Consider the following 19,778-nt stretch of genomic DNA (forward strand, 5'->3'; position numbering starts at 1 on the left):
CGTTTCATCCGCGGCCCGCCCGCGGGATTTTCTGCCTTCGGGTCCGGTCATACCGCATTCAGAATCGCTTCTGTCATCTGAACCGCCCTTTTATTCGCCTTCACGTCGTGGACGCGCACAAAGGCGCAGCCCTTCATGACGCCCATGACTGTAGTCGCCAGAGTCCCCTCCAGACGTTCTGAAGCCGGCAGATCCAGCGTAAGCCCGATCACGGACTTTCTGGATGTCCCCAAAAGCACGGGATATCCCAGCCCTGCCAGTATCTCCAGGTGATTCATAAGCCTCAGATTGTGCTCATAAGTCTTTCCAAAACCTATGCCGGGATCCAGGATGATCTTATCATCCGCCACACCCGCTTTTTTTACGATCGACGCCGATTCTCTCAGATCGTCCGCCACTTCCTCCAGGTAATGCTCATATACCGGTTCCTTCCGGTTGTGCATAAGGCAGCAGCAGACTCCAGACTTCGCGATCACCCCGGCCATCTTCTCATCATATCTGCATCCCCAAATATCGTTGATCAGATGGGCGCCGGCTTTGACCGCCGCCTCCGCCACCCCGCTTTTATACGTATCAATGGAAATCGGCGTTTCAAACCGTTCCTTCACAGCCTCAATAACTGGAAGGACCCGCTCCATTTCTTCCTCGTCAGGGAGTACCGCGCCGTACCCCGGCCTGGTGGATTCTCCTCCTATGTCAATGATATCCGCACCCTCTGAGAGCATGTCCTCTGCATGTTTAAGCGCCGCGTCCAGACGATTCCATTTTCCTCCGTCTGAAAATGAATCCGGCGTGACATTCAGAATTCCCATGATATATGTATGCTTTCCTATCTCAAACTCTCTGTCTCCGATCTTCATGCCGTCACCTTCCCGTCCCTATCGTTTAATATTAAAGTTTTTCTTTTCCAGAGGCCAGCTGCAGGACGCCTGTACTTTACAGGCGAAGCAGGCCCTGGATTTCTTGTCCGCCGCATACAAAAGCCTGGCGAGAGGCCGTTCCTCCGCTTCACTTTTGGAACGGTGCCGCCCGATGGCCTCCAGAATCTCCCCAGTCTCGTCTTCGTCAAAGCCGCAGTCCCTTAAAACAGTCTCCGCCAGCAGCGCGCCTGCCCGGTCATGTGGAATCCCCGTCTCATACTGACTTGCCCGTCCGATATCATGGAGAAGGGCCGCCGCATATATCATGTCCTTCCTGACCGGGAGCTCTTCTTCCAGCGCCGTGATATACGCCACCCGCGCCACGCTTAGCAGGTGGTCAATATCGTGTCGGCAGTACACCCTGTCCCGCTCCAGGCGGGACAGCTTCTTCAGCTCCCGGATGAAAATCTCATGCTGAATGATCTGATTCACTCGTTCCATAATCTGCCCATGCCTTTCTACGCATAATTAAAATAATTATAGCATAGATAAAAACAAAATAAAAGCCTTGCTCCACAGCAAGGCTTTTTAACAGACCGGAAACAATTTCATCCGGCTTTTGATCAGCGTATCATAGAAAATACCCGTTCGCAGAGAGCCGGGTTTTCTTTAAATGCCCCGCGGCAGACATAGGTTATGGTCTGTGCGCCTGGCTTCCGGATTCCACGCATGGTCATGCACATATGCTCGGCCTCGATGACGACCATAGAACCCTTCGGCTTCAGATATGTCATGAGAGCGTCGGCAATCTGCGCCGTCAGCTGCTCCTGAATCTGAGGCCTTCTGGCAAATGCGTCCACCGTACGGGCCAGCTTGCTGAGGCCCACCACTCGGCCATCAGGTACATAGGCCACATGGGCTTTGCCGTAAAAAGGCAGCAGATGATGCTCACACATGGAGTAAAGGGCAATGTCCTTTTCCAGTACAATCTCATTGCTGGACGCCGGAAACGTCTTGGAAAGATGCACCGCCACTTCTTCGTCGGTACCGCCGTATATCTCCTCACACATCCGCGCGATCCTGTCCGGAGTCCCGATCAGTCCCTCACGGTTGACATCCTCTCCCAGGCCCTCCAGCATAAGGCGGACAGCCGCTTCGATTTTCTCTCTATCAATCATGGATATTCTCCTTTAAGGCATTTGACAGTTCTCCCAGATAAGATAGGGATCCGAACGCCAGAATCACGTCCTCTTCCCCTGCCCAGCTCAGGCTGTCTTCCACAGCCTTCGAAAGGCTTCCCTTCGCTTCCACCGTTCCGTGGAAGCCGACAGTCTCCGCCTGTCCTTCGATACAGGCTTTCAGCCTCTCTGCCGGAAGTGCTCTGGGACTCCCCGGTGTCACTGTATAGATCCGCTCCGCCAAAGGCGCGGTGATTGCTGTGATCTCCCGGTAATCTTTATCTGCCAATATCCCCATTATATATAAAATTCTTCTGTTTGTAAAATACAAGTTTATGGAATCCCTGAGTCTCTGTGCCGCCTCCGGATTATGTGCTCCGTCGATCACAAATACCGGCTTGTCCAGAAGCTTTTGGAACCTGCCCGGCCACACCACCGACGCCATACCCTCGTAAACCGCGCTCACTTCAATATCATAGCCCAATTCTTTCAGAATTTCAACCACTTCGAGAGCCGTACTTGCATTAATCACCTGATACGCTCCAAGAAGAGGAATCTTCACTCCGCGGTAGGAACCATAATCAAAGACTGTCCCATCCGCCCCCGTCTCCACGATCTTCACTTTTTCCGGGCAGGATATCCTCAGAGGGGACCCCTTTTCCCTGCATATCCCGCGGATGATCTCCGTAACCGTACTACTCTGTCCGCAGAGGACCGCCGGGCGCCCCCGCTTGATGATGCCGCCCTTCACCCGAGCGATTTCCTCCAGGGTATTCCCCAGGAACTTCATATGATCCATACTGACCGACGTGATCACGCTGCACACTGTGGTCTCCACCACATTTGTGGCGTCCGTCTCTCCTCCCATGCCTGTCTCCAGCGCCACAAGCTCACAGCCTTGTTCACGGAAGTAAAGAAAGCTCACGGCCGTCTCTATCTCAAATGCCGTCGGGCAGGAAAGCCCGTCCGCTTCCATAGAATCGGCCGCCGTCCGGACCTCCGTCATCAGACGCGCCACATCAGTTTCCTCTATGGGCACACCGTTTATCTGGATCTTCTCACAATAGGAAAAAACAGAAGGGGAGTTATACCGCCCCACGCGGTAGCCTGCCGCCCTGCATACCGACGCGATAAAGGCCAGAGTAGATCCCTTTCCGTTGGTTCCCGCTATATGGATAAAAGACAGATCATCCTGTGGATTCCCCAGACGGGAAAGAAGTTCTCTCATGGAGGAAAGTCCCAGAACAATATTTTTTTTCTTTGTAACTTGATCGATATAGTCGATTGCTTCTGTATAGTCCATCGTACTCTTTCTGCTCCCCGGATGTCCGTTCGTCAATGTATTAATTGTCATCCATCATTTTATACTATCACGTTTCCCGTCAAAATCAACCTTTCCCGAAGGAAAACCGCTTTTTTCCTGCATATTTTTTTATACATTTCTCATACTAACCCCATGGAAAACAACTTTATCAAATGCGGTCTGGCAGGCTGGACCGCCGAGCTATGTTTCAGCAGCCTGGTCTCCCGCACGGTGGAACATGACAAGCGTATGATCGGACAGACCTCTCTCTTTATGTTTCCAATCTATGGCATGGCCGCCGCCATCAGCCCGATCAGCCGCGCTCTCCGCTCTCACAGTAATCTTCTGAGCAAAAGCCCTCTCTGCCGAGGCGGTATCTATACCGGCCTGATTTTCATCACGGAATACTGTACCGGCTGGCTTCTGCGGAAGGTCGGACGCTGTCCCTGGGATTACAGCGGCGCCAAGCTCAACGTGGATGGTCTCATCCGTCTAGATTTCGCACCATTATGGTTCGCCCTGGGGCTGTTTTTTGAAAAATATACATGCCCCAGCCAAAAAAAACTGCTCTCTTGAAGTGAAAAGGATGTACCGCACAAACGGCACATCCTTTTCCAATGGGTATATTGAAACAATGACTTTAGAAGCAGGTATAAGCGCCGTCCACGATCGCGTCGCTTCCGTTGGTATAACCGGAGGCGTCACTGGCCAAATACAGTACGGCGGGAATCAGTTCTTCAGGCTTGCCCATGCGGTGCATCGGCATCAGGGGCAGCCACGCATCCTTAAGCTCCTGAGGGGTGTCCACAGACATAGGCGTCGCGATATATCCGGGGCTCAGGCTGTTGACACGGATACCATACTCCGCCCATTCAAGGGCCAGAGAACGGGTCATGTGCATAACGCCGGCCTTGGAAGCGTTATAAGAGCACTGCCACTGAGGAATATTGGCAATGGTTCCGGACATGGAGGCCATATTGATGATGCTTCCGTGAATGCCGTTGTCTGCCATGATTTTTCCAACGGCACGGGCCATGATATATTCACCGGTCAGGTTCACGTCGATCACTTCTCTCCAATCCTCGATGGATGCCTCAAAGGTCCCCTGATGCTTGCAGATTCCGGCATTGTTGAACAGCACGTCAATGTGGCCGGATTTTTTCATAATCTCAGCCAGAGCTGCGTCCACATCGGCTTCTTTTGTCACATCGGCCCTCACGAAATAGCATTTTCCGCCCTCCGCGGTGATTTTCTCAACCGTTTCATCCGCATTGCTTCTCGCAATGATGACTACCTCTGCTCCTGCCTTCGCCAAGCCGACGGCAACGGTCTGTCCGATTCCCCGGCCGCCGCCTGTCACGACAGCAACTTTTCCTGTCAATCCAAATACTTCATCCAAATAACTCATATCGTTCTCCTTTTCCATTTGTTTTATGTTCACACGGTTTCATACTTTTTTCATTCTGCTTCTTTGTTGATCTTAATAACGCCCTTTACAATCTCCGCCTTGTTGTTGATACTGTAATCCATTCCCTTCTGCACGTCATCCAGGTCGAAGACATCGGTCACAATACCTTTCAGGTTTACTTTTCCCTCAGCAACTGCTTCGATCGCCATAGGATAGATGTGGCGGTAACGGAATACCGTCTTGAACGTAAGCTCTTTATCCAGGGCCAGACTGATGGGCAGCGTCAGCTCTCCGCTCTTGGAATATCCCACCAGCACGATGGTCGCGCCTTTTTTCGTAAATTCAATGGCCTGCCTGGTGGTGATTTCCGTCCCGGCCGTCTCGATCACGAGATCGCATCCCCTGCCGCCGGTGAGACGTTTCACCTCCTCCACCACATTCTGGTCTTTTCCGTTTATCACTCCGGTCGCTCCCAGCTCCATGGCTTTTTCAAGACGCTTTTCCATGATGTCCACCACATACACCTTGGACACTCCCATGGCTTTCAGCGCCATCATGGAAACCAGGCCAATGCAGCCTGAACCTGTCACGACCGCCGTCTGTCCGGCATGAGCGCCGCCCTGCTGCGCCGCATGGAAGCCGACTGCCAGGGGCTCGATCAAAGCTCCCTCCAGGGTACTCACATTTTCCGGAAGCTTGAAACAAAGATCCGCCTCATGGGCCACATACTCCTGAAACACGCCATCCACCGGCGGAGTCGCAAAAAAGATCACATCCGGGCAGAGATTATATTTTCCCTCTCTGCAGAACTCGCAGTGTCCGCAGGTCTTTCCAGGCTCCAGAGCAACCCTGTCTCCAACCTTCAGATGTTTTACTTCAGCTCCCACCTCCACTACGACGCCGCCGGGCTCATGTCCCAGCACAAAAGGAGGCTCTACTATATAATCGCCAATACGGCCGGTCTCATAATAGTGGAGATCGGAACCGCAGATTCCTACATAATCCAGCTTTACCAGCACCTCGTCCGCTTTCGGTGTGGGGATGTCCCGTTCTGTGAACCCCATCTTCCCGATGCCTTCCATGACTGCTACTTTCATTTTGCCTTCCATGGCTTACCCTCCTCCATTCGTGGATGCCAATCTGTTCACAATGCAAACACTTCCATAAAACCTTTTATCTAAGTGAGTATATTATCCCACTATCCCTTCAAATTGTCAATACCTCTCCGGCAGATTCCGAAAGAAAATCATGCCTATTTCACTCCAGTGCCGTCACTACAGGGAGTCGAAATATTCCTCTACAAACCGTATCCCGGCTCCAATAGCGGCCGCCTCATGCTTATATCGTCCGGTCCTGACATAGTTCTGATCCGACTCAAATATCTGATACTCCAGGATATTGTCCTCCAATGCCCCCAGATACCGGTCCATATAGCCTCCTACATAACCTCCCAGGATCACGTCACAGTCAAAAGCCATCCGCAGGTTGGTGATAGCAATTGCCAGATATCCCAGATAATCTCTCCAAGCTGCCTGATACACCGGGTTTTCATGCTCCAGGCCCTGAAAAAAAGCGTCCAGATCGTCTCCGGCCCATTTGGCAAGCGCCCTTGCAGAGCAGTAGGAATCCATGCAGCCCTTTTTTCCGCAGTAGCAGGGCGTCCCGCCCGGTATCAGAATCATATGGCCGAACTCCGCACTTCTGAAATGACCTCCCTTATAAATATCTCCGTTTATATAAATCGCCCCGCCCACCGTATTGCTCAGAGACAAGTATATCGTATTCTGCCCGATTCCCCGCAGTTCTGCGTAGGCTGCGCTGTTGGCGTCATTCCGGAAGCTGGTCTCATAGGGAATATACGCCGACACCTTGCCCAGGTCGAACTCCTCCAATCTCAGCACATGGGACTGGGTCATCCACCTGCGCTCCTCATCCACGATACCGGGAATCGAGATTCCCACTCCCAGGATCCGTTTTCTGTCTGCCCGGCAGGAATCCAGGAACTCCTCCAGCCGGTTCCCCAGCTCCTGGTAGTAGTCATCTCTGTCTTCAAACGCAGACCGCAGTCTTTTTTTATACCGCACCTGTCCGCTGGCATCCAGAAGCACGAAGCTTATATGATTCCTGGTGATATCAAGTCCCACCGAGTACCGGATATCCGCGGCAATGGACAACGCCTTTGCTTTCCTTCCGCCAGTAGATTCATATTCTCCCGCTTCAACGAGAACGCCTTCTTCGGAAAGTTCCTTCACCCGCTGCAGCACCGTGGGCATGGAAAAGCCAAGATCGGCGGCGATCTCCTGCTTGGATGCTTCCCCGTGATGATAGATGTATTTTGCAATTTTTATTTTATTCAGCCGCTTAGTTTCGGCGTTGCTGATTTTCTGTTCCATGAAAACCCCTTTTCTTCTGATGCCTCTGTTTCTTCACCCCATGCAGGCGAGCACCTCGTTGTATTTCATATCTCCTCCAAAGAGGTCGAGTGCGCTTCCTATGGTCACATCCACATGACCGCGGCCCAGCTCTTTTACCTCCCGCAGGTCTGAAAAGCTCCCCACTCCTCCCGCATAGGTCACAGGAATCCCGGTAAATCCCCCAAGCATTGAGAGCAGTTCCCGTTCCACGCCGGATGCCTTGCCTTCCACATCCACCGCGTGAATCAAAAACTCATTGCAGCCGGCCGACAGCTGGCCGAGTATCTCCGCAGTGACTGGAACCTCTGTGAATTTCTGCCACCGGTCTGTCACGATATAATATCCGCCGTCTTTCTTCCGGCAGCTCAGATCCAGTACCAGCCTTTCTTTTCCAACCGCCCTGATCATACGTTCCAAATTCCGTTCTTCCATCCGGCCGTCCCGAAATACAAAAGAAGTAACGATCACATGGGAGGCGCCCAGATTCAGGAACTCCTCCGCATTCCGGTCGTTTATGCCCCCTCCCAGCTGAAACCCTCCGGAATAGGCGGCCAGCGCTTTCGCGGCCTGGCGCTTCGTCGCCTCGTAATAATCAGATCCTGCAGGATTGAGAAGAATCACATGGCCTCCCCGCAGGCCGTCCTTTTTATAAAACTCTGCGTAGAATTCCGCATCCTGCTCTGCCACAAAATTTTCCCTGGCCCGATTCCCCGCATCCTTCAGACTGTCTCCTATGATCTGTTTTACCTTTCCGTTGTGAATATCAATGCAAGGCCTGAATCTCATCTTGCGCTCCACTCCCCTCTGCAATTCAATGCTCCGGCTCTTTACCCAATGGGATACTCTGCCCCACAAGGTAAAAAACCGGAGGTGTCCGCACCTCCGGCCTGATTCTCCATGTACAGCATCCTTCCCACTGTCAGCAGAATCTCTGTCCTTCCATCCGCATTACGCTTTTCCGCCAGATGTCTTTTCCAGGTTTTCCGCCTTCCCGGACGTCTGTCTGGGGCTGTCGGCCTGCTTCATTATAACACGGATTTTTTTATAAATCAAAACGGTAATTAAGGAAACGACCACACCTTTGAAAAGATTGAAGGGCGCTACGGCCAAAAGCACAAATGTCCATATCCCCTTTATGGCCGGATTGATCGCTGTTCCCATTCCCACAAGACCGGCCAGGCTGTCCTCGGAAAACAGATGGAGGACATTCATCAGCAAGACAGCCGCCGCCAGAATGGCCGCTTCCACCACAACGCCAACAGCGATGGGATGTTTTCCCTTTTCCCGTCCGTAGAAAAAGAAAATGGGAAACGCGATTGCCGCTGTAAAAGCACCCATTACAAGAAATCCCTGCCATGCCCCTTCAAAGGCCTGAGCGTAGGTCGGCAGAAGCACATAAGCATTCAAAAAGCAGCCTACGGTAGTCATGGTCAGCGTACCTACCGCCAGGCCGATGACAGCCCCCTTTTTCGTCCGGTTCTTCCGGTAGATCATCGACGCGGGAATGACCAGAGCACAGCCGATCAAAAGATTCGCCCAGTCTCCTACCCCCATGGTACTGGAGCCTTTCAAGAGAAGCTTCAGCACCACCTTCAGCGCCTCGATGATAAAACCGGCGGCCGGACCCATGGAGAAGGCCCCCACAAGAACCGGAATCTCGCTGAAATCAAATTCATAAAAGGGCGGCGCGAACCACAGCGGGAACTCCAGATACATGAGAACTGCCGCTACGGCCGACAGGACCGCGATGGTCACCAGGTTTTTCACAGTAAGTAATTTCGCTCGTTTCATTTTTCCTCCTGTCTGTTCTTCCAGTACGCATCCTCTGCAGACCGCAGAGGAATATCAGAGGACATGCGTCAGTGTGAAATTCAGAGAACTTTCCTATGAAATAAAAAAGCCCCGAATACCATCAAGTATTCGGGGCATATTCTCTGTCATCCTTCCGTCCTCCGACTCGCGCCCGCCGTATCACCGGCATCAAAAGCACTATCATGAGAACTTCTTTGACGCACCTTCTTCTCTCATCCAGACTATACTGTCGGTCCCGGAATCTCACCGGGTCAGCTGCCTTGGTATACCAAAGCAGGTCGCGGACTGTCACCGCCGGTGGGGAATCGCACCCCGCCCCGAAGAACGTAAACTTTTTTCAAAATGTATTATAGCACTCCGCTGGAAAAATTACAAGCAGTACAAAATATTTTTGAAAACATTGCTGGAAATCGGAAAAACACCGGGACATCATCTGCCCCGGTGTTTTTCTTTCTTTTTCTGCTGTTTCAACTGAAACTGACGCTCACTGACCGCGTCTTTTCGTTCCCGGACTGATACCTTCTGGGCGGATCTGCGCTGTTCCTGCTGCAGCTTGAGGGCTTCCTGAGATCTCGTGCCAATCCCGCTCCTCTCTGTCTGCCTGCGTGCCTCCCGCTGGATCCGCTTCGGATTTCTCCCTGTTTCCTTCCGTTCCGCCTCCACAGCCGGACTGAACTGCAGCCGGTAATAATGCTCCTTCAGATATTCATACACCTCATAGTCCCTGGGCTCGGCGCCAAAAACAATCCTGCACGCCGACAGCTTTCCTTCTGAAACCTGCTCCACCACGCCTATCCAGAATGGGTCCTCAAAGAACACGGTTACCGTTATCCATTCTCTGTCCATCTTCACTCCTCCTTAAAGTTCAATGAACAAAGAACGGACGACCAAGGAGGAAGGCTACTGACAGCGGCCGCACTTCTACGGCCACTGCGCCCGGACTACCAACCGGACTGTGTTTTTATCTTTGCTGTCTCCATACTACCGTTTTGACGGTACTTCTGTCAAGCCAACTGTTTTAGCTGAGACCTGATCGGAACCGGCCGCAATGATTCAAATAACTATCTTGTTTCATACTTCCATATTCGCCTGGCCGCAGAAATCGTTTTCTGCGCTCCCTATCTGCATGGATATCCCGCGGCTGTACCAGGCGATCGCAGCGGACAGAAGCGCAGATACAAGAAATATCCATCCTTCTCTGCCTGCCATCTTTTCAAACAACAGTCCGTAGGTCATCTGCCCCAGTGGCTGAGAACATGTGGAGATAGCCAGTATCCAGGAAATCACCTTTCCGATCATGGCCGCCGGAGTCGTTCTCTGGATATAGGCCATAATCTGGATTGTGTAGAGCGTGGAGCAAACCATGATCAAAAATCCAGAAACTGCAAATACTCCATAGGATATAAAATCCGAGGAATGCAGCAGAAGGACCAGCCCCATCGGAATCACACCGAAACAGCATACCAGCAGAATCTTCCAGCTTTTTCGAATGTTCAGCTTTTTGTTCAGTACGCCGGCTGATATCCCGCCTGCCAAGCCTCCAAGCGCAAGGATTCCCTGCAGATATCCCAGCATCTGGGAAGAGAGACTGGAAGGAAAATGAAGGACCTGTGTGACGACTACAGGAAAACTGATGATGATAAGCGCGGACAGGGTAAAATTGATCATGGCGCAGCATATTGTCATCTTTCCTATCACCGCATTTTCTTTTCCTATGAACCGAACGCTGCCTTTCAAGTCTCTCCATGCCGTCCGGATGATCCGCTCGCTCCGCTTCTGCTTCTGAAAAGGAATATTAATGAATATCTCCATGACCGCCGATATGGTGAAACACACCGTACATACGTATAACACCGGCAGGATTCCCCAAATCTGATAGACGATACCGCCCAAAGCAGGCCCCAGGAGCCCGGAAAGTGACGCTACCATATTGATGACTGCGTTGGCAGACATCAGCCCTTCCCGCTTTACGAGTAAAGGAATGCTGGCCTGCACCGAAGGCTGATACGCTCCCGATATCCCATAGAGAAAAAACAGCACGATCAGGATCATGACCACCAGATCCGCCTTTCCATAAAGGAGCGCAAATAAAAACACCAAAGCCGCCGTAAAAAAGTCCAGCACTACCATGATGTTCCGCTTATTCACCCTGTCGGCAATCAATCCTCCGATGGGGGACATCAGAAACATTGGGATGAAGGTACAGCCGGACACCACTCCCAGCAGAGCCGATGAACCGGTCTCCCTCAGCAGATGCAACGGCAGAGCAAATCTCAGCACTGCATTTCCGAACAGAGAAATGATCTGTCCGATCACAACCATGACAAAATCCTTTGAAACAATCTGTTGTCTTTGTTCTTCCATAAATAAACCTCTATCCTTCTGTTTTGTTATGAGTCAGAATTTCTGTCTCAATATTTAATACCAACCGTTGGTATGTATCAAGTCAAAAAAATATGCCTTTTCATACTCCAGCACCAGTATATCCGGCGGTGTCTCCCGCCGGATCATTCCAATTTTCTATTTTGCCTGTAAATCTCCGCGTATTTTTCAAGCTGCTCGACCATTCCGTCTTCGATGACATCCACGCCCCACAGCTTAAGCGTGTACTGAAAAAACCGCATCCTCCGCACAGCCTCTTCCGGTGTGCAGTGGTAAACCATAGGATTCAGCCAAATGCCCCCCAGTAAAAGCAGTGTCTCCGAAAGCTCCTTCGGATAATCTGTCACTATGGAGCCGTCCTCTATCCCTTCCCGAATCGTGGGAAGTATATAGGATACGGATTCATCCTGTATGGATTCAGCCAGGTAGCGGACCAGAAGCTGGGGATTTTTCAGCATATCAGGAGCGGCCGTGAACATTTCTATCTGAGAAGACTGATAGACAGATTCATGAAACATGAGCCGGAGCTTTTCTTTTCCGGTGAGGTCCTTCCTGTCCCGAATCTTCTGCATTTTTTCCTCGGCTCCGGAATATATCCGGTCAGCTACGGCTATCATGATATCTTCCTTTGATTTAAAGTGATGATAAATAGCTCCCTTACTCAGCCCTCCCAGATGATTGATAATCTCCTGAATAGAGGTATGCTCATATCCCTTTTCTATAAACAGCCTGGTGGCTGTTTCAATGATCAAATTTCTGGTTTCCTCTGGATATTTATTTCTGGCCATTTCTTTTCTCTCCATACATACCAATGGTATGTTTATTATACATACGATTGGTATGTCTGTCAATGACTTTATTTTTTTAAGTTGGCAAAATTTTCTTGACTTTGAGTCCGCTCCAGGTGCTATAGTTTTGACATTCAGGAGGTGATACATTGAAAAACAAAGGATACTGGTATAAAAAAATAATTCAGTTGGCTGCAGGATTCATGGCTCTCTTCGTTCTCTCTGGATGCGGAGCTCCAGAAACACGGGAAGCGACAGAAGCCCCGGAGAGTCCTGTGCCTCTGGAAACAGACGCAGTTTCAGCAGACCTTGACCGGGTGTATTTTCTCAACGGCAATGATGTCTATGAAGAAAACGGCGAACTGAAAAAGGTGCAGAGTGACTGTGCTGTGATCCGCAGCAACGGACATTGGGGAATCATCGACGTCGGAATTGGAGATTATGGAAATATCCGGACTCAGCTGACGGAACAGCTGCAGCAACTTACCCAGTTAAACGGGGGGCAGATACAGCTGGATTTTATCCTCATCACCCACTCACATGTGGATCACGGAGGATATTTCTCCAGTTTGTTCAAGGATAATCCCAATATCACGATGTCTGACAGCTGTACGATTTATCTGAAGGATTATGAAAACAATAATCCTTCGTATTCCAATCCCGAAATGGAGTCCTTATACAACAACGCCCAGGTATATGAAGAAATTCTGGGCGAATTAGAACGCCGTTTCGGCAGTGAACTTCCCACTCATCTGCTCCGTTCTGATTATTCTCCCTCTGCCTTCGGAGACTTCACTCTGGAATTCTACAACAGCGGGGCTGAGGCTGCTACAAGCGGCAGACTGAATGACAACAGCACTGTAGTTCTGATAACTCACAAAAATGGAACAAGGCTTCTGATGATGGGTGACTGTGAGCTCTCTGCGGAAGAAAATCTGATGTCCGGAGAAATGGCAGACTTGGCAGATATCGATATATTAAAAGCAGGGCACCACGGCCTGGCCTCTTCCACCGGCGTCCGTTTCCTGGCGAAAATGGATCCAGATGCCGTGGTCGCCACTGGTATTTATGGAATGTATGTAAACGGTGACGGCGGTTCCCTTGCTTATAAGTGCCGGGCATCCGGCGTCCCTATGTATTCTCCGCAGTTCAATGCGGAAGGATTGACTCTGGCCTTCGGGGAAGATCAGAAGGAATATGCTTTTTACAACGGGATTCCAGAAACCGTGAGCGCCGCACCCAGCCCTCTGATAGAAGGCTGGATTACCATAAGCCCTAATTTCCGAATTCAGGTAAACCAAGACCTGGCGCTGATAAAAGAAGAACCGGTTCTTTAAAAATCTACTTCGGTCCCGTTATAAATGCAGGTGAACAGCTTTTCCATCGCAGCGGTATCAATCGTCCTGGGATTGGAGCCTGTGCACGCATCTTCCACCGCGTTCTTCGCAATCTCTCCGATTTTTTCCCTGAATTCCTCTTCTTTCACACCGCATTCCTTCATGGTATTAGGAATTCCCAGGTAATCGTTCATGGAGCGTATCTTTTTCTTCAGCCCGTCTATGCACTCCTGCTCCGTGCCGTTTATTCCGACGGCATTGGCAATCTCGGCATATCTTTTGGCTGCTTCGGATTCTTTTGCATTATAGGAGATCACATAGGGCAGATACATGGCGTTGGCAAGACCATGGGTGATATGACCCGTGGAAAATGCCGCGCCGGTTTTATGGGCCATAGAATGAACGATTCCCAAAAGAGCGTTGGAAAATGCCATACCTGCCAGGCACTGACCATAGTGCATTTCTTCACGGCTCTTCATGTCCCCATCATAGGATTTGATCAAATCACTGTTCACGATCTGGATAGCTTTAAGGGCCAGCGGATCTGTAAAGGTACAATGGAGTGTGGATACGTAAGCCTCAATGGCATGGGTAAGGGCATCCATCCCTGTATAAGCCACCTGCTTTGCAGGAAGCCCTTCCACGAGCTCCGGATCTACGATCGCGACATCAGGCGTAATATTGAAATCCGCAAGGGGATATTTAATCCCTTTCTGATAATCGGTAATCACGGAAAAGGCAGTGACCTCTGTCGCCGTACCGGAGGTGGTGGGAACCGCCGCAAATTTTGCCTTTATCCTCAGTTCCGGGAAATTGAAAGGTGTGCAAAGGTCCTCAAAGGTAGTCTCCGGATATTCATAAAATGCCCACATGGCCTTGGCCGCATCGATTGGAGAACCCCCGCCCATGGAGACGATCCAGTCCGGCTGGAATTCTCTCATGGCCTCCGCCCCTTTCATGACCGTCTCAACGGAAGGGTCCGGCTCCACTCCTTCAAACAGCCTCACTTCCATACCTGCTTCCTTCAGGTAATTCACAGCCTTGTCCAGAAATCCCTGTTTCTTCATGGAGCTTCCTCCCACTACGAAGAAAGCTTTTTTTCCCTTCAGATTTTTAAGCTCTTCCAGGCATCCTTTCCCATGATAAATATCTCTGGGTAATGTAAATCTGCTCATATGATCCTCCTTCTGCTCCGTAAGCACAATTGGGTTTTTATTGTTAAGTGTTTGTCAATCACAAGCGTATTATACTGGAAAAAGCTGAGTTTTACAAGCGTTTTGTTAACAAAATATCATATATGTTATATTTTTGTCAATACCGCACAATACCCCACCGGGGAATGTCTTTCTCTTTGTGGATATTGTCCAGCCCTGGACTAAACCTGCAAAAGATGACCACGTACCCACAGGGGACTACTTAAATCTGAATAGCAAATGACAAAAGCGGCAAGGCGATGTATACTGAGAATCACAGACAGCATAGAAAAGGATGTGAAAATTCAATGAGTGGATTCTTCTTGCTAATACCATTTTTTCTGATAAGGTTCGGGCTTCTCTCTCATTTGGGCAGGGGCGCGGTAAAACGCGCGGCTTATTTTCCTCCTGTGGCCGGAAATGAGAAAACTGCCTATTGGATATATCAGACTTCAAACGTCGCAATTTTTGTGTACTTATGCTTTCTCACTGTTAATATGGATTTTTTTTCGCTGTTCGCCGCAGGCGCCGCCGTCTACATATTGGGACTTTTATTCTGCGTGATTTCCATGATAAATTACGCATCCCCTTCCGTCTCGGGGTTAAATTCCAGCGGTCTTTACCGTTTCTCTCGTAACCCCATGTATGTATCCTATTTCCTATTCTTTTCAGGCTGCGTGCTGCTGACAAAGTCACTGCTGCTGGGAGGAATCGTCCTCGTATTTATAATCTCCACCCATTGGATTATTCTTTCCGAGGAAAGATGGTGTTCAGAAAAATTTGGGGAAAGCTACGAACAATACCGGAAAAAAGTAAGGCGGTATCTTTGACAAACCCCTTTAAAAACAGGAAACAAAAATGACAGGTGTTTATATGCGCCATATTTCTGATTCCAGAAAAGGATTGGATATCCCCAGGGTCCGCGCGCCTGAAGGAATCGGGCCTCCGTGGCCGCCCCAATGCTTTTACAACAATCAAAAGCTTATTTCCGCACCGGCTGTACGGCAAAGCTGTAAAAACATGGGGCTGTCGCTGTATCAGCAGCTGTCCTAAACAGGCAATCGCCTTGCCGGCAAAGGCAGTGCAAGAGCAGCGCCGCTATGAAAGCTATATTTAATGGGCATCCACAATCATCCTTTTTTATTCTTCTCTCTAAGCTCTCTGGCATACTCCAGATAATAATGCCGCCCGTTGGCGCTCGTTTCATATTCCGCGATCCGTTCCAGAGCGCGGGCCTTCAGCAGCAGAGCTTCTCCGCATGCCGTCTCATCATTGGATAAAAGAAGATCACACAGCTCCAGGCACCATTGGTATTCTTTTTCTTCCATGGCTTTCCTGGCCGTTTTCCAGACATTCTGGGCCCCTCCTGCCAGGGCGGTCATTTTTTTCGAATGAATGCCCGGACTCAGCGGGTGCAGGTTGGTGGGATTTCCGTCGAACCACCCCAAATACGCCGTATAAATGGCCCGTATCGTCCATTCCACGCATCCATAATGCTCTACCAGATATGGAAGCTCTGCATATTCCGGCGGCAGGGATAATTCTGAAGCCAATTGTTCCGCGCTTTTGCCTGCATTCATCCCTTCCAGTGCATGAATCAAAATATATTCAAACGCATTCCGGAAATTCCCCAGCGTCCTCTTGATCTCTTCATGGCCCAGGACAGCGGCCGTATGTCCCGACAAAAGACAGGAGGCCGGATAGGACATGATTTTGTCTAAACTGTCTATCCATTGAGCAATATCGCGGTACTGGCCTCCGCGTATCGCGTAAAGGTTGGGAAAACAGCCATAGTAATTATCCCCGCAGCACAGCACTTCCTTCTGAGGGAACCAGATCATGATCTGGTCTTCCGCTTCCCCGGGAAGCCGCACCATTTCCACTTGTATGCCATCAATTTCCCGGGTGACAGTATCTTGCCGGTACACAGTCGTCGGTGAGACAAAAGCCCGGCGCTCTCCATGAGTGATTCCTTCCCTCACTCCGATTCCCTGTGAGACCGCCTCTTCATCCGTAAGGGAATAACCAAACTGCCTCGTCCCCCGCAGTTTCTGGATATCCTGCAGGAGATCAGCTTTTTCTAATTCCGCACACTTCGGCTCAAAGGCAATGATCTCGGGCCTGCTTTCCAGGAATGCCCCTGCGCCTCCTCTGTGGTCCGGATGTCCATGGGTATAAATAATGGTTTTGACTTCCTTCCCGGTATTCTGCCGTATGATTCCAAGCAATTTTTCTCCTCGCTCCAGCGTGTCCAATGTATCGATCAAAATAATGCCGAAATCCGTTTCAACAAAGACCGCGTTGCTGTGTCCTGCCCCCAGGACAAACCATACTCCTTCTGCCACCTCGGAAATCGTCTCTTTATAGTTCTTTTCTGTAAAATCCCGCAACTGTTTACATCCATCTTTTGTCAGCATGATTCTCATCCCCTCCTGCTTTCCATAGGAAATCTTTATCTAAAATGGCCCGTTAAAACTGCCTGCGGCAATATATGCTCAATCGGTATCATGCCTCCGTCTTCAAAGCACGGAGGAGTAACTGTCAATTTTTCCATCTGTGGAAATGTCAAACGGCCGAGGCATCCGGAAAATAACCGCGGACCCGCCGATATCAATGCAGGTCCGCAATATCACACATATTGATAATCAGCACTTATAAAATTCAAGGATCGCTTTTCCGATATATTCGGATGCACCTTCTCCATACTGCTGGTCCAGCGCTCCCTTCACCCTTTTGTCGGTCCGATAGGATTCCGCCAGCTCCTTCATTAGTCTGCTCACATCCTTCATCTGATACAGCTGTTTGGAAACAAAATCATATTCGCCTATCAACGCCTTTACTTCAAAAGCAGACACATCTGTGCCTTTTTTATCTGCCAGCTTCCGGCAGATTGCGTCGATCCGGTTCTGATACGCCTGCATGATCTCCGAGCTGCCCGGCTTCTTTACCGATTCTTTGACGGTTTCCTTGTCCCCGTACCACTCCACTACCTTCTGAAAATTTTCCTGCGCCTGCTGACTGCCCGCGTTTTCCAGAAAATGCTTCCGGAAATTATCCAGCCCGCCGTACTTCTCGGTGAGGACTTGAACCTGCTGCTCATCCATCTTCCCTACCATGGACTGATACATTTCTTCAATCTCCGTCTCATTAAACACTTCAAAATTCATTCGATTGACTCCTTTCAGAATATCGTCAATGCCGGATATCAAACGGTCCAGCCGCTCTCTTTTCAGCTCCAGCATCTTCCTCTGGCTCTTCAATATCAGTTCCTCATCAAAATCAGGATTTTCCATGACTGCCTTTATTTCTTTTAACGGCATGTCAAGCTCCCGGAAAAACAGTATCTGCTGCAGAGTCTCCAGGGCTTTATCGTCATAAAGCCGGTATCCCGCCCCACTGTAGACGGTTGGCCGCAAAAGGCCGATCTCATCGTAATAATGAAGCGCGCGCACGCTGATACCCGTCAACTCTGAAACTTCTTTCACTGTTCTCATTGATGCTTCCTCCTGACCTTGATAACGTCACTCTACACCATGACGTTCCGTAGGGGTCAATACTTTTTTAAATATTTTTTAATTATTCTCCATCGCCTGCTTGATCCGCGGAATCCATTCCGGACGGGCTGAGATCATGTTTCGGAGCCCCTGGATACATTGTCTCGCAGTGATTGGCTTCTCATCCACGACGTGAAGCAGATATTTGTCCAGAATCCGGTCCATTTTTCTCTCCTCGTCCCACTGCACATTTTCCGCCAGCAAAAGCAGTCCCCTATTTCGAACATAAGAGCTTTTTGAATCCAGCATTTCCGCAAATCTGTCTGTATAGAGATACACAGCATCCGATTCTCCGGACAGTTCCTCCAGCCGCCTAAGGGCTGCACAGCCCGCATTATGGTCTTTGCTCCAAAGCAGAGAAACCAAATTTTCCATATGTTCCATGTTATTCCACTCCATACTGTGTCCTTTTCCTTACTTTCCGGCCGGGCTGCCCCGGTATTTTCATATCAGAATCCTTTTCACAGAATACCACCAAGGACTTGACAGCGGCATGTCTTGTTTCACTTGGTTTCTTCCTATAAAAATAAAATGGGAATTATGACACAGAGAACGACTGCGACGGCCAACAAAATCCAGCCGATCACTTTCTGGCCCTTGGAATAGACACGGCGGCCCTCTCCCGAACTTGTGCTGATGGGCTGGAATCCCTCCAGAATCTTCTTCGCTGTATCCAGATTTTCAAGGGAGACCAGGATTTCTTCACCTGTGATCGAATTCCCCATGTAGACATCCATGACCCCGCCCTTCCTGACGGCGGGGATTTCGTTCTCTTTCAGCAGCCGCACTATCTGTTCCGCTTCTGTCCTGCCCGCTGCGGAGAACACCACCACTAATTCCTGTTCTTCCATGAATACACCCCCTATTCGAAATACTTTTCCTCTTGTTTCCGTTTTCGCATCTCCACTGCCTTTTCCAAAGCATAAAGGCAGATAAAGCACAGAATGGCCGCTCCCACAAAAAATATAGCGACATATTTGGCGACAACTGCATTTTCACCGGCTTTTTGTACGATGATATAAGCAAAGAGCACCGAGAAGAGGCCGGAGCACACGATACTTCCCAGCACCATCTGCCACACCGTCATTCCGCCGCCGTTCCTGGTCCAGATGCCGCTCTTGATGCAGCCGGCCAGATAGACGATACCGCCGGCGATCAATATAACTGTTTCACCTGAAGCATCCTCCAGTCTTCCCTTTCCGGCCAGCTTAATCAGGATCACGGCCGCACATAGGATGAACATGACATAAAAGCTGACAGCCCCTGTTCTGGCGGCAGCCTGTCTCTGCCTTTCGTCCAGCCCTTTTCCTTTCATCTAATTCCCTCCTCCCAAAACAGATCATTCAGCGTTTTGTCAAGCTCCCTGCAGACCGCGATGCACAGCTTAAGTGTTGGATTATAATCTCCCGCCTCTATCATCCCGATGGTTTGCCTTGTCACGCCGACTCGTTCCGCCAGTTCAATCTGCGACATATCCTTTTCCATCCTTGCGATTTTCATTTTCAGGTTTTTCATCCCTCACCTCTTTGTTCCTCTTCTTATCTGCCTT

23 protein-coding genes and 1 riboswitch are annotated in these 19,778 nt (G+C 50.0%); of the genes, 4 read left to right on the top strand and 19 right to left on the bottom strand.

The features are described from left to right. Positions 1-47 precede the first annotated feature (47 nt). From folP to LQE92_RS03625, 4 genes are all read right to left on the bottom strand, one after another. Positions 48-860, bottom strand: a complete 813-nt coding sequence (folP, locus tag LQE92_RS03610; RefSeq protein WP_231061622.1) for a dihydropteroate synthase — start codon at positions 858-860, stop codon at positions 48-50. A gap of 18 nt (positions 861-878) precedes the next feature. Then, positions 879-1,361 (bottom strand): HD domain-containing protein, encoded by a 483-nt coding sequence (locus tag LQE92_RS03615; protein WP_231061623.1) that lies wholly within the window; start codon positions 1,359-1,361, stop codon positions 879-881. A 122-nt stretch (positions 1,362-1,483) separates the two neighbouring features. Then, a complete protein-coding gene (folE, locus tag LQE92_RS03620; protein WP_231061624.1) occupies positions 1,484-2,038 on the bottom strand; it encodes a GTP cyclohydrolase I FolE in 555 nt (184 codons plus the stop codon). After that, positions 2,031-3,341: a bifunctional folylpolyglutamate synthase/dihydrofolate synthase gene (locus tag LQE92_RS03625; protein ID WP_231061625.1), complete on the bottom strand. Its 1,311-nt coding sequence runs from the start codon at positions 3,339-3,341 to the stop codon at positions 2,031-2,033. Before LQE92_RS03625 ends, folE begins: the two co-directional genes overlap by 8 nt. 153 nt (positions 3,342-3,494) lie before the next feature. On the opposite strand from LQE92_RS03625, the gene LQE92_RS03630 reads away from it, so the two are divergent. After that, on the top strand, positions 3,495-3,917 hold the full coding sequence (locus LQE92_RS03630) for a putative ABC transporter permease (RefSeq protein ID WP_231061626.1): 423 nt from the start codon (positions 3,495-3,497) through the stop codon (positions 3,915-3,917). Positions 3,918-3,981: 64 nt separating this feature from the next. Here LQE92_RS03630 and LQE92_RS03635 read toward each other — a convergent pair whose 3' ends face one another. The 8 genes from LQE92_RS03635 to LQE92_RS03670 form a co-directional block, all read right to left on the bottom strand. Next, entirely contained in the window at positions 3,982-4,749 is a 768-nt protein-coding gene (locus LQE92_RS03635) for an SDR family oxidoreductase (protein WP_231061627.1), read from the bottom strand. 50 nt (positions 4,750-4,799) lie between these two features. Continuing rightward, positions 4,800-5,858 carry an NAD(P)-dependent alcohol dehydrogenase gene (locus LQE92_RS03640; RefSeq protein ID WP_231061628.1) on the bottom strand — a complete coding sequence of 353 codons (1,059 nt, stop codon included), beginning with the start codon at positions 5,856-5,858 and terminating at the stop codon, positions 4,800-4,802. A gap of 165 nt (positions 5,859-6,023) precedes the next feature. After that, entirely contained in the window at positions 6,024-7,142 is a 1,119-nt protein-coding gene (locus tag LQE92_RS03645; RefSeq protein WP_231061629.1) for an ROK family transcriptional regulator, read from the bottom strand. Positions 7,143-7,175: 33 nt separating this feature from the next. After that, positions 7,176-7,949 carry a phosphoribosylformimino-5-aminoimidazole carboxamide ribotide isomerase gene (hisA, locus tag LQE92_RS03650; protein ID WP_231061630.1) on the bottom strand — a complete coding sequence of 258 codons (774 nt, stop codon included), beginning with the start codon at positions 7,947-7,949 and terminating at the stop codon, positions 7,176-7,178. 162 nt (positions 7,950-8,111) lie between these two features. Further along, positions 8,112-8,954 carry an ECF transporter S component gene (locus LQE92_RS03655; RefSeq protein ID WP_231061631.1) on the bottom strand — a complete coding sequence of 281 codons (843 nt, stop codon included), beginning with the start codon at positions 8,952-8,954 and terminating at the stop codon, positions 8,112-8,114. Positions 8,955-9,175: 221 nt separating this feature from the next. Then, positions 9,176-9,304, bottom strand: a riboswitch (FMN riboswitch). Positions 9,305-9,404: 100 nt separating this feature from the next. Further along, the gene (locus LQE92_RS03660; RefSeq protein ID WP_231061632.1) at positions 9,405-9,821 is read right to left on the bottom strand and encodes a YjdF family protein; all 417 of its coding nucleotides are present in this window, start codon (positions 9,819-9,821) and stop codon (positions 9,405-9,407) included. Positions 9,822-10,046: 225 nt separating this feature from the next. Next, positions 10,047-11,339, bottom strand: coding sequence for an MFS transporter (locus LQE92_RS03665; protein WP_231061633.1), 1,293 nt, complete (start codon positions 11,337-11,339; stop codon positions 10,047-10,049). 143 nt (positions 11,340-11,482) lie between these two features. Further along, the gene (locus LQE92_RS03670) at positions 11,483-12,145 is read right to left on the bottom strand and encodes a TetR/AcrR family transcriptional regulator (protein WP_231061634.1); all 663 of its coding nucleotides are present in this window, start codon (positions 12,143-12,145) and stop codon (positions 11,483-11,485) included. A 149-nt stretch (positions 12,146-12,294) separates the two neighbouring features. Between LQE92_RS03670 and LQE92_RS03675 the strand changes: the two genes are divergently transcribed. Then, a complete protein-coding gene (locus tag LQE92_RS03675) occupies positions 12,295-13,482 on the top strand; it encodes a ComEC/Rec2 family competence protein (RefSeq protein WP_231061635.1) in 1,188 nt (395 codons plus the stop codon). On the opposite strand, the gene LQE92_RS03680 is transcribed toward LQE92_RS03675, so the two are convergent. Then, complete coding sequence (locus tag LQE92_RS03680) at positions 13,479-14,657, bottom strand: iron-containing alcohol dehydrogenase (protein ID WP_231061636.1); 1,179 nt, start codon at positions 14,655-14,657, stop codon at positions 13,479-13,481. The two genes, LQE92_RS03675 and LQE92_RS03680, sit on opposite strands and share 4 nt — an antisense overlap. A 587-nt stretch (positions 14,658-15,244) precedes the next feature. Here LQE92_RS03680 and LQE92_RS14630 point away from each other — a divergent pair. Together LQE92_RS14630 and LQE92_RS03690 are read left to right on the top strand one after the other, a co-directional pair. Next, positions 15,245-15,505 carry a methyltransferase family protein gene (locus LQE92_RS14630; protein ID WP_334301391.1) on the top strand — a complete coding sequence of 87 codons (261 nt, stop codon included), beginning with the start codon at positions 15,245-15,247 and terminating at the stop codon, positions 15,503-15,505. 28 nt (positions 15,506-15,533) lie between these two features. Next, positions 15,534-15,728 carry a hypothetical protein gene (locus LQE92_RS03690; RefSeq protein ID WP_231061638.1) on the top strand — a complete coding sequence of 65 codons (195 nt, stop codon included), beginning with the start codon at positions 15,534-15,536 and terminating at the stop codon, positions 15,726-15,728. A gap of 77 nt (positions 15,729-15,805) precedes the next feature. On the opposite strand, the gene LQE92_RS03695 is transcribed toward LQE92_RS03690, so the two are convergent. From LQE92_RS03695 to LQE92_RS03720, 6 genes are all read right to left on the bottom strand, one after another. Further along, complete coding sequence (locus LQE92_RS03695; protein ID WP_231061639.1) at positions 15,806-17,092, bottom strand: alkyl/aryl-sulfatase; 1,287 nt, start codon at positions 17,090-17,092, stop codon at positions 15,806-15,808. A gap of 228 nt (positions 17,093-17,320) precedes the next feature. Further along, complete coding sequence (locus tag LQE92_RS03700) at positions 17,321-18,169, bottom strand: MerR family transcriptional regulator (RefSeq protein ID WP_231061640.1); 849 nt, start codon at positions 18,167-18,169, stop codon at positions 17,321-17,323. A 78-nt stretch (positions 18,170-18,247) separates the two neighbouring features. Then, positions 18,248-18,613: a SufBD protein gene (locus tag LQE92_RS03705; protein WP_231061641.1), complete on the bottom strand. Its 366-nt coding sequence runs from the start codon at positions 18,611-18,613 to the stop codon at positions 18,248-18,250. A gap of 134 nt (positions 18,614-18,747) precedes the next feature. After that, positions 18,748-19,080 (bottom strand): nucleotidyltransferase family protein, encoded by a 333-nt coding sequence (locus LQE92_RS03710; RefSeq protein WP_231061642.1) that lies wholly within the window; start codon positions 19,078-19,080, stop codon positions 18,748-18,750. An 11-nt stretch (positions 19,081-19,091) separates the two neighbouring features. After that, the gene (locus LQE92_RS03715) at positions 19,092-19,544 is read right to left on the bottom strand and encodes a DUF6773 family protein (protein ID WP_231061643.1); all 453 of its coding nucleotides are present in this window, start codon (positions 19,542-19,544) and stop codon (positions 19,092-19,094) included. Next, positions 19,541-19,744: a helix-turn-helix transcriptional regulator gene (locus tag LQE92_RS03720; RefSeq protein WP_231061644.1), complete on the bottom strand. Its 204-nt coding sequence runs from the start codon at positions 19,742-19,744 to the stop codon at positions 19,541-19,543. The genes LQE92_RS03715 and LQE92_RS03720 overlap by 4 nt, the downstream gene beginning before the upstream one ends. Between the last annotated feature and the right edge of the window lie 34 nt (positions 19,745-19,778).

The sequence above is a fragment of the Lientehia hominis genome (genome assembly GCF_021044755.1).
Lineage (GTDB): Bacteria > Bacillota > Clostridia > Lachnospirales > Lachnospiraceae > Lientehia > Lientehia hominis.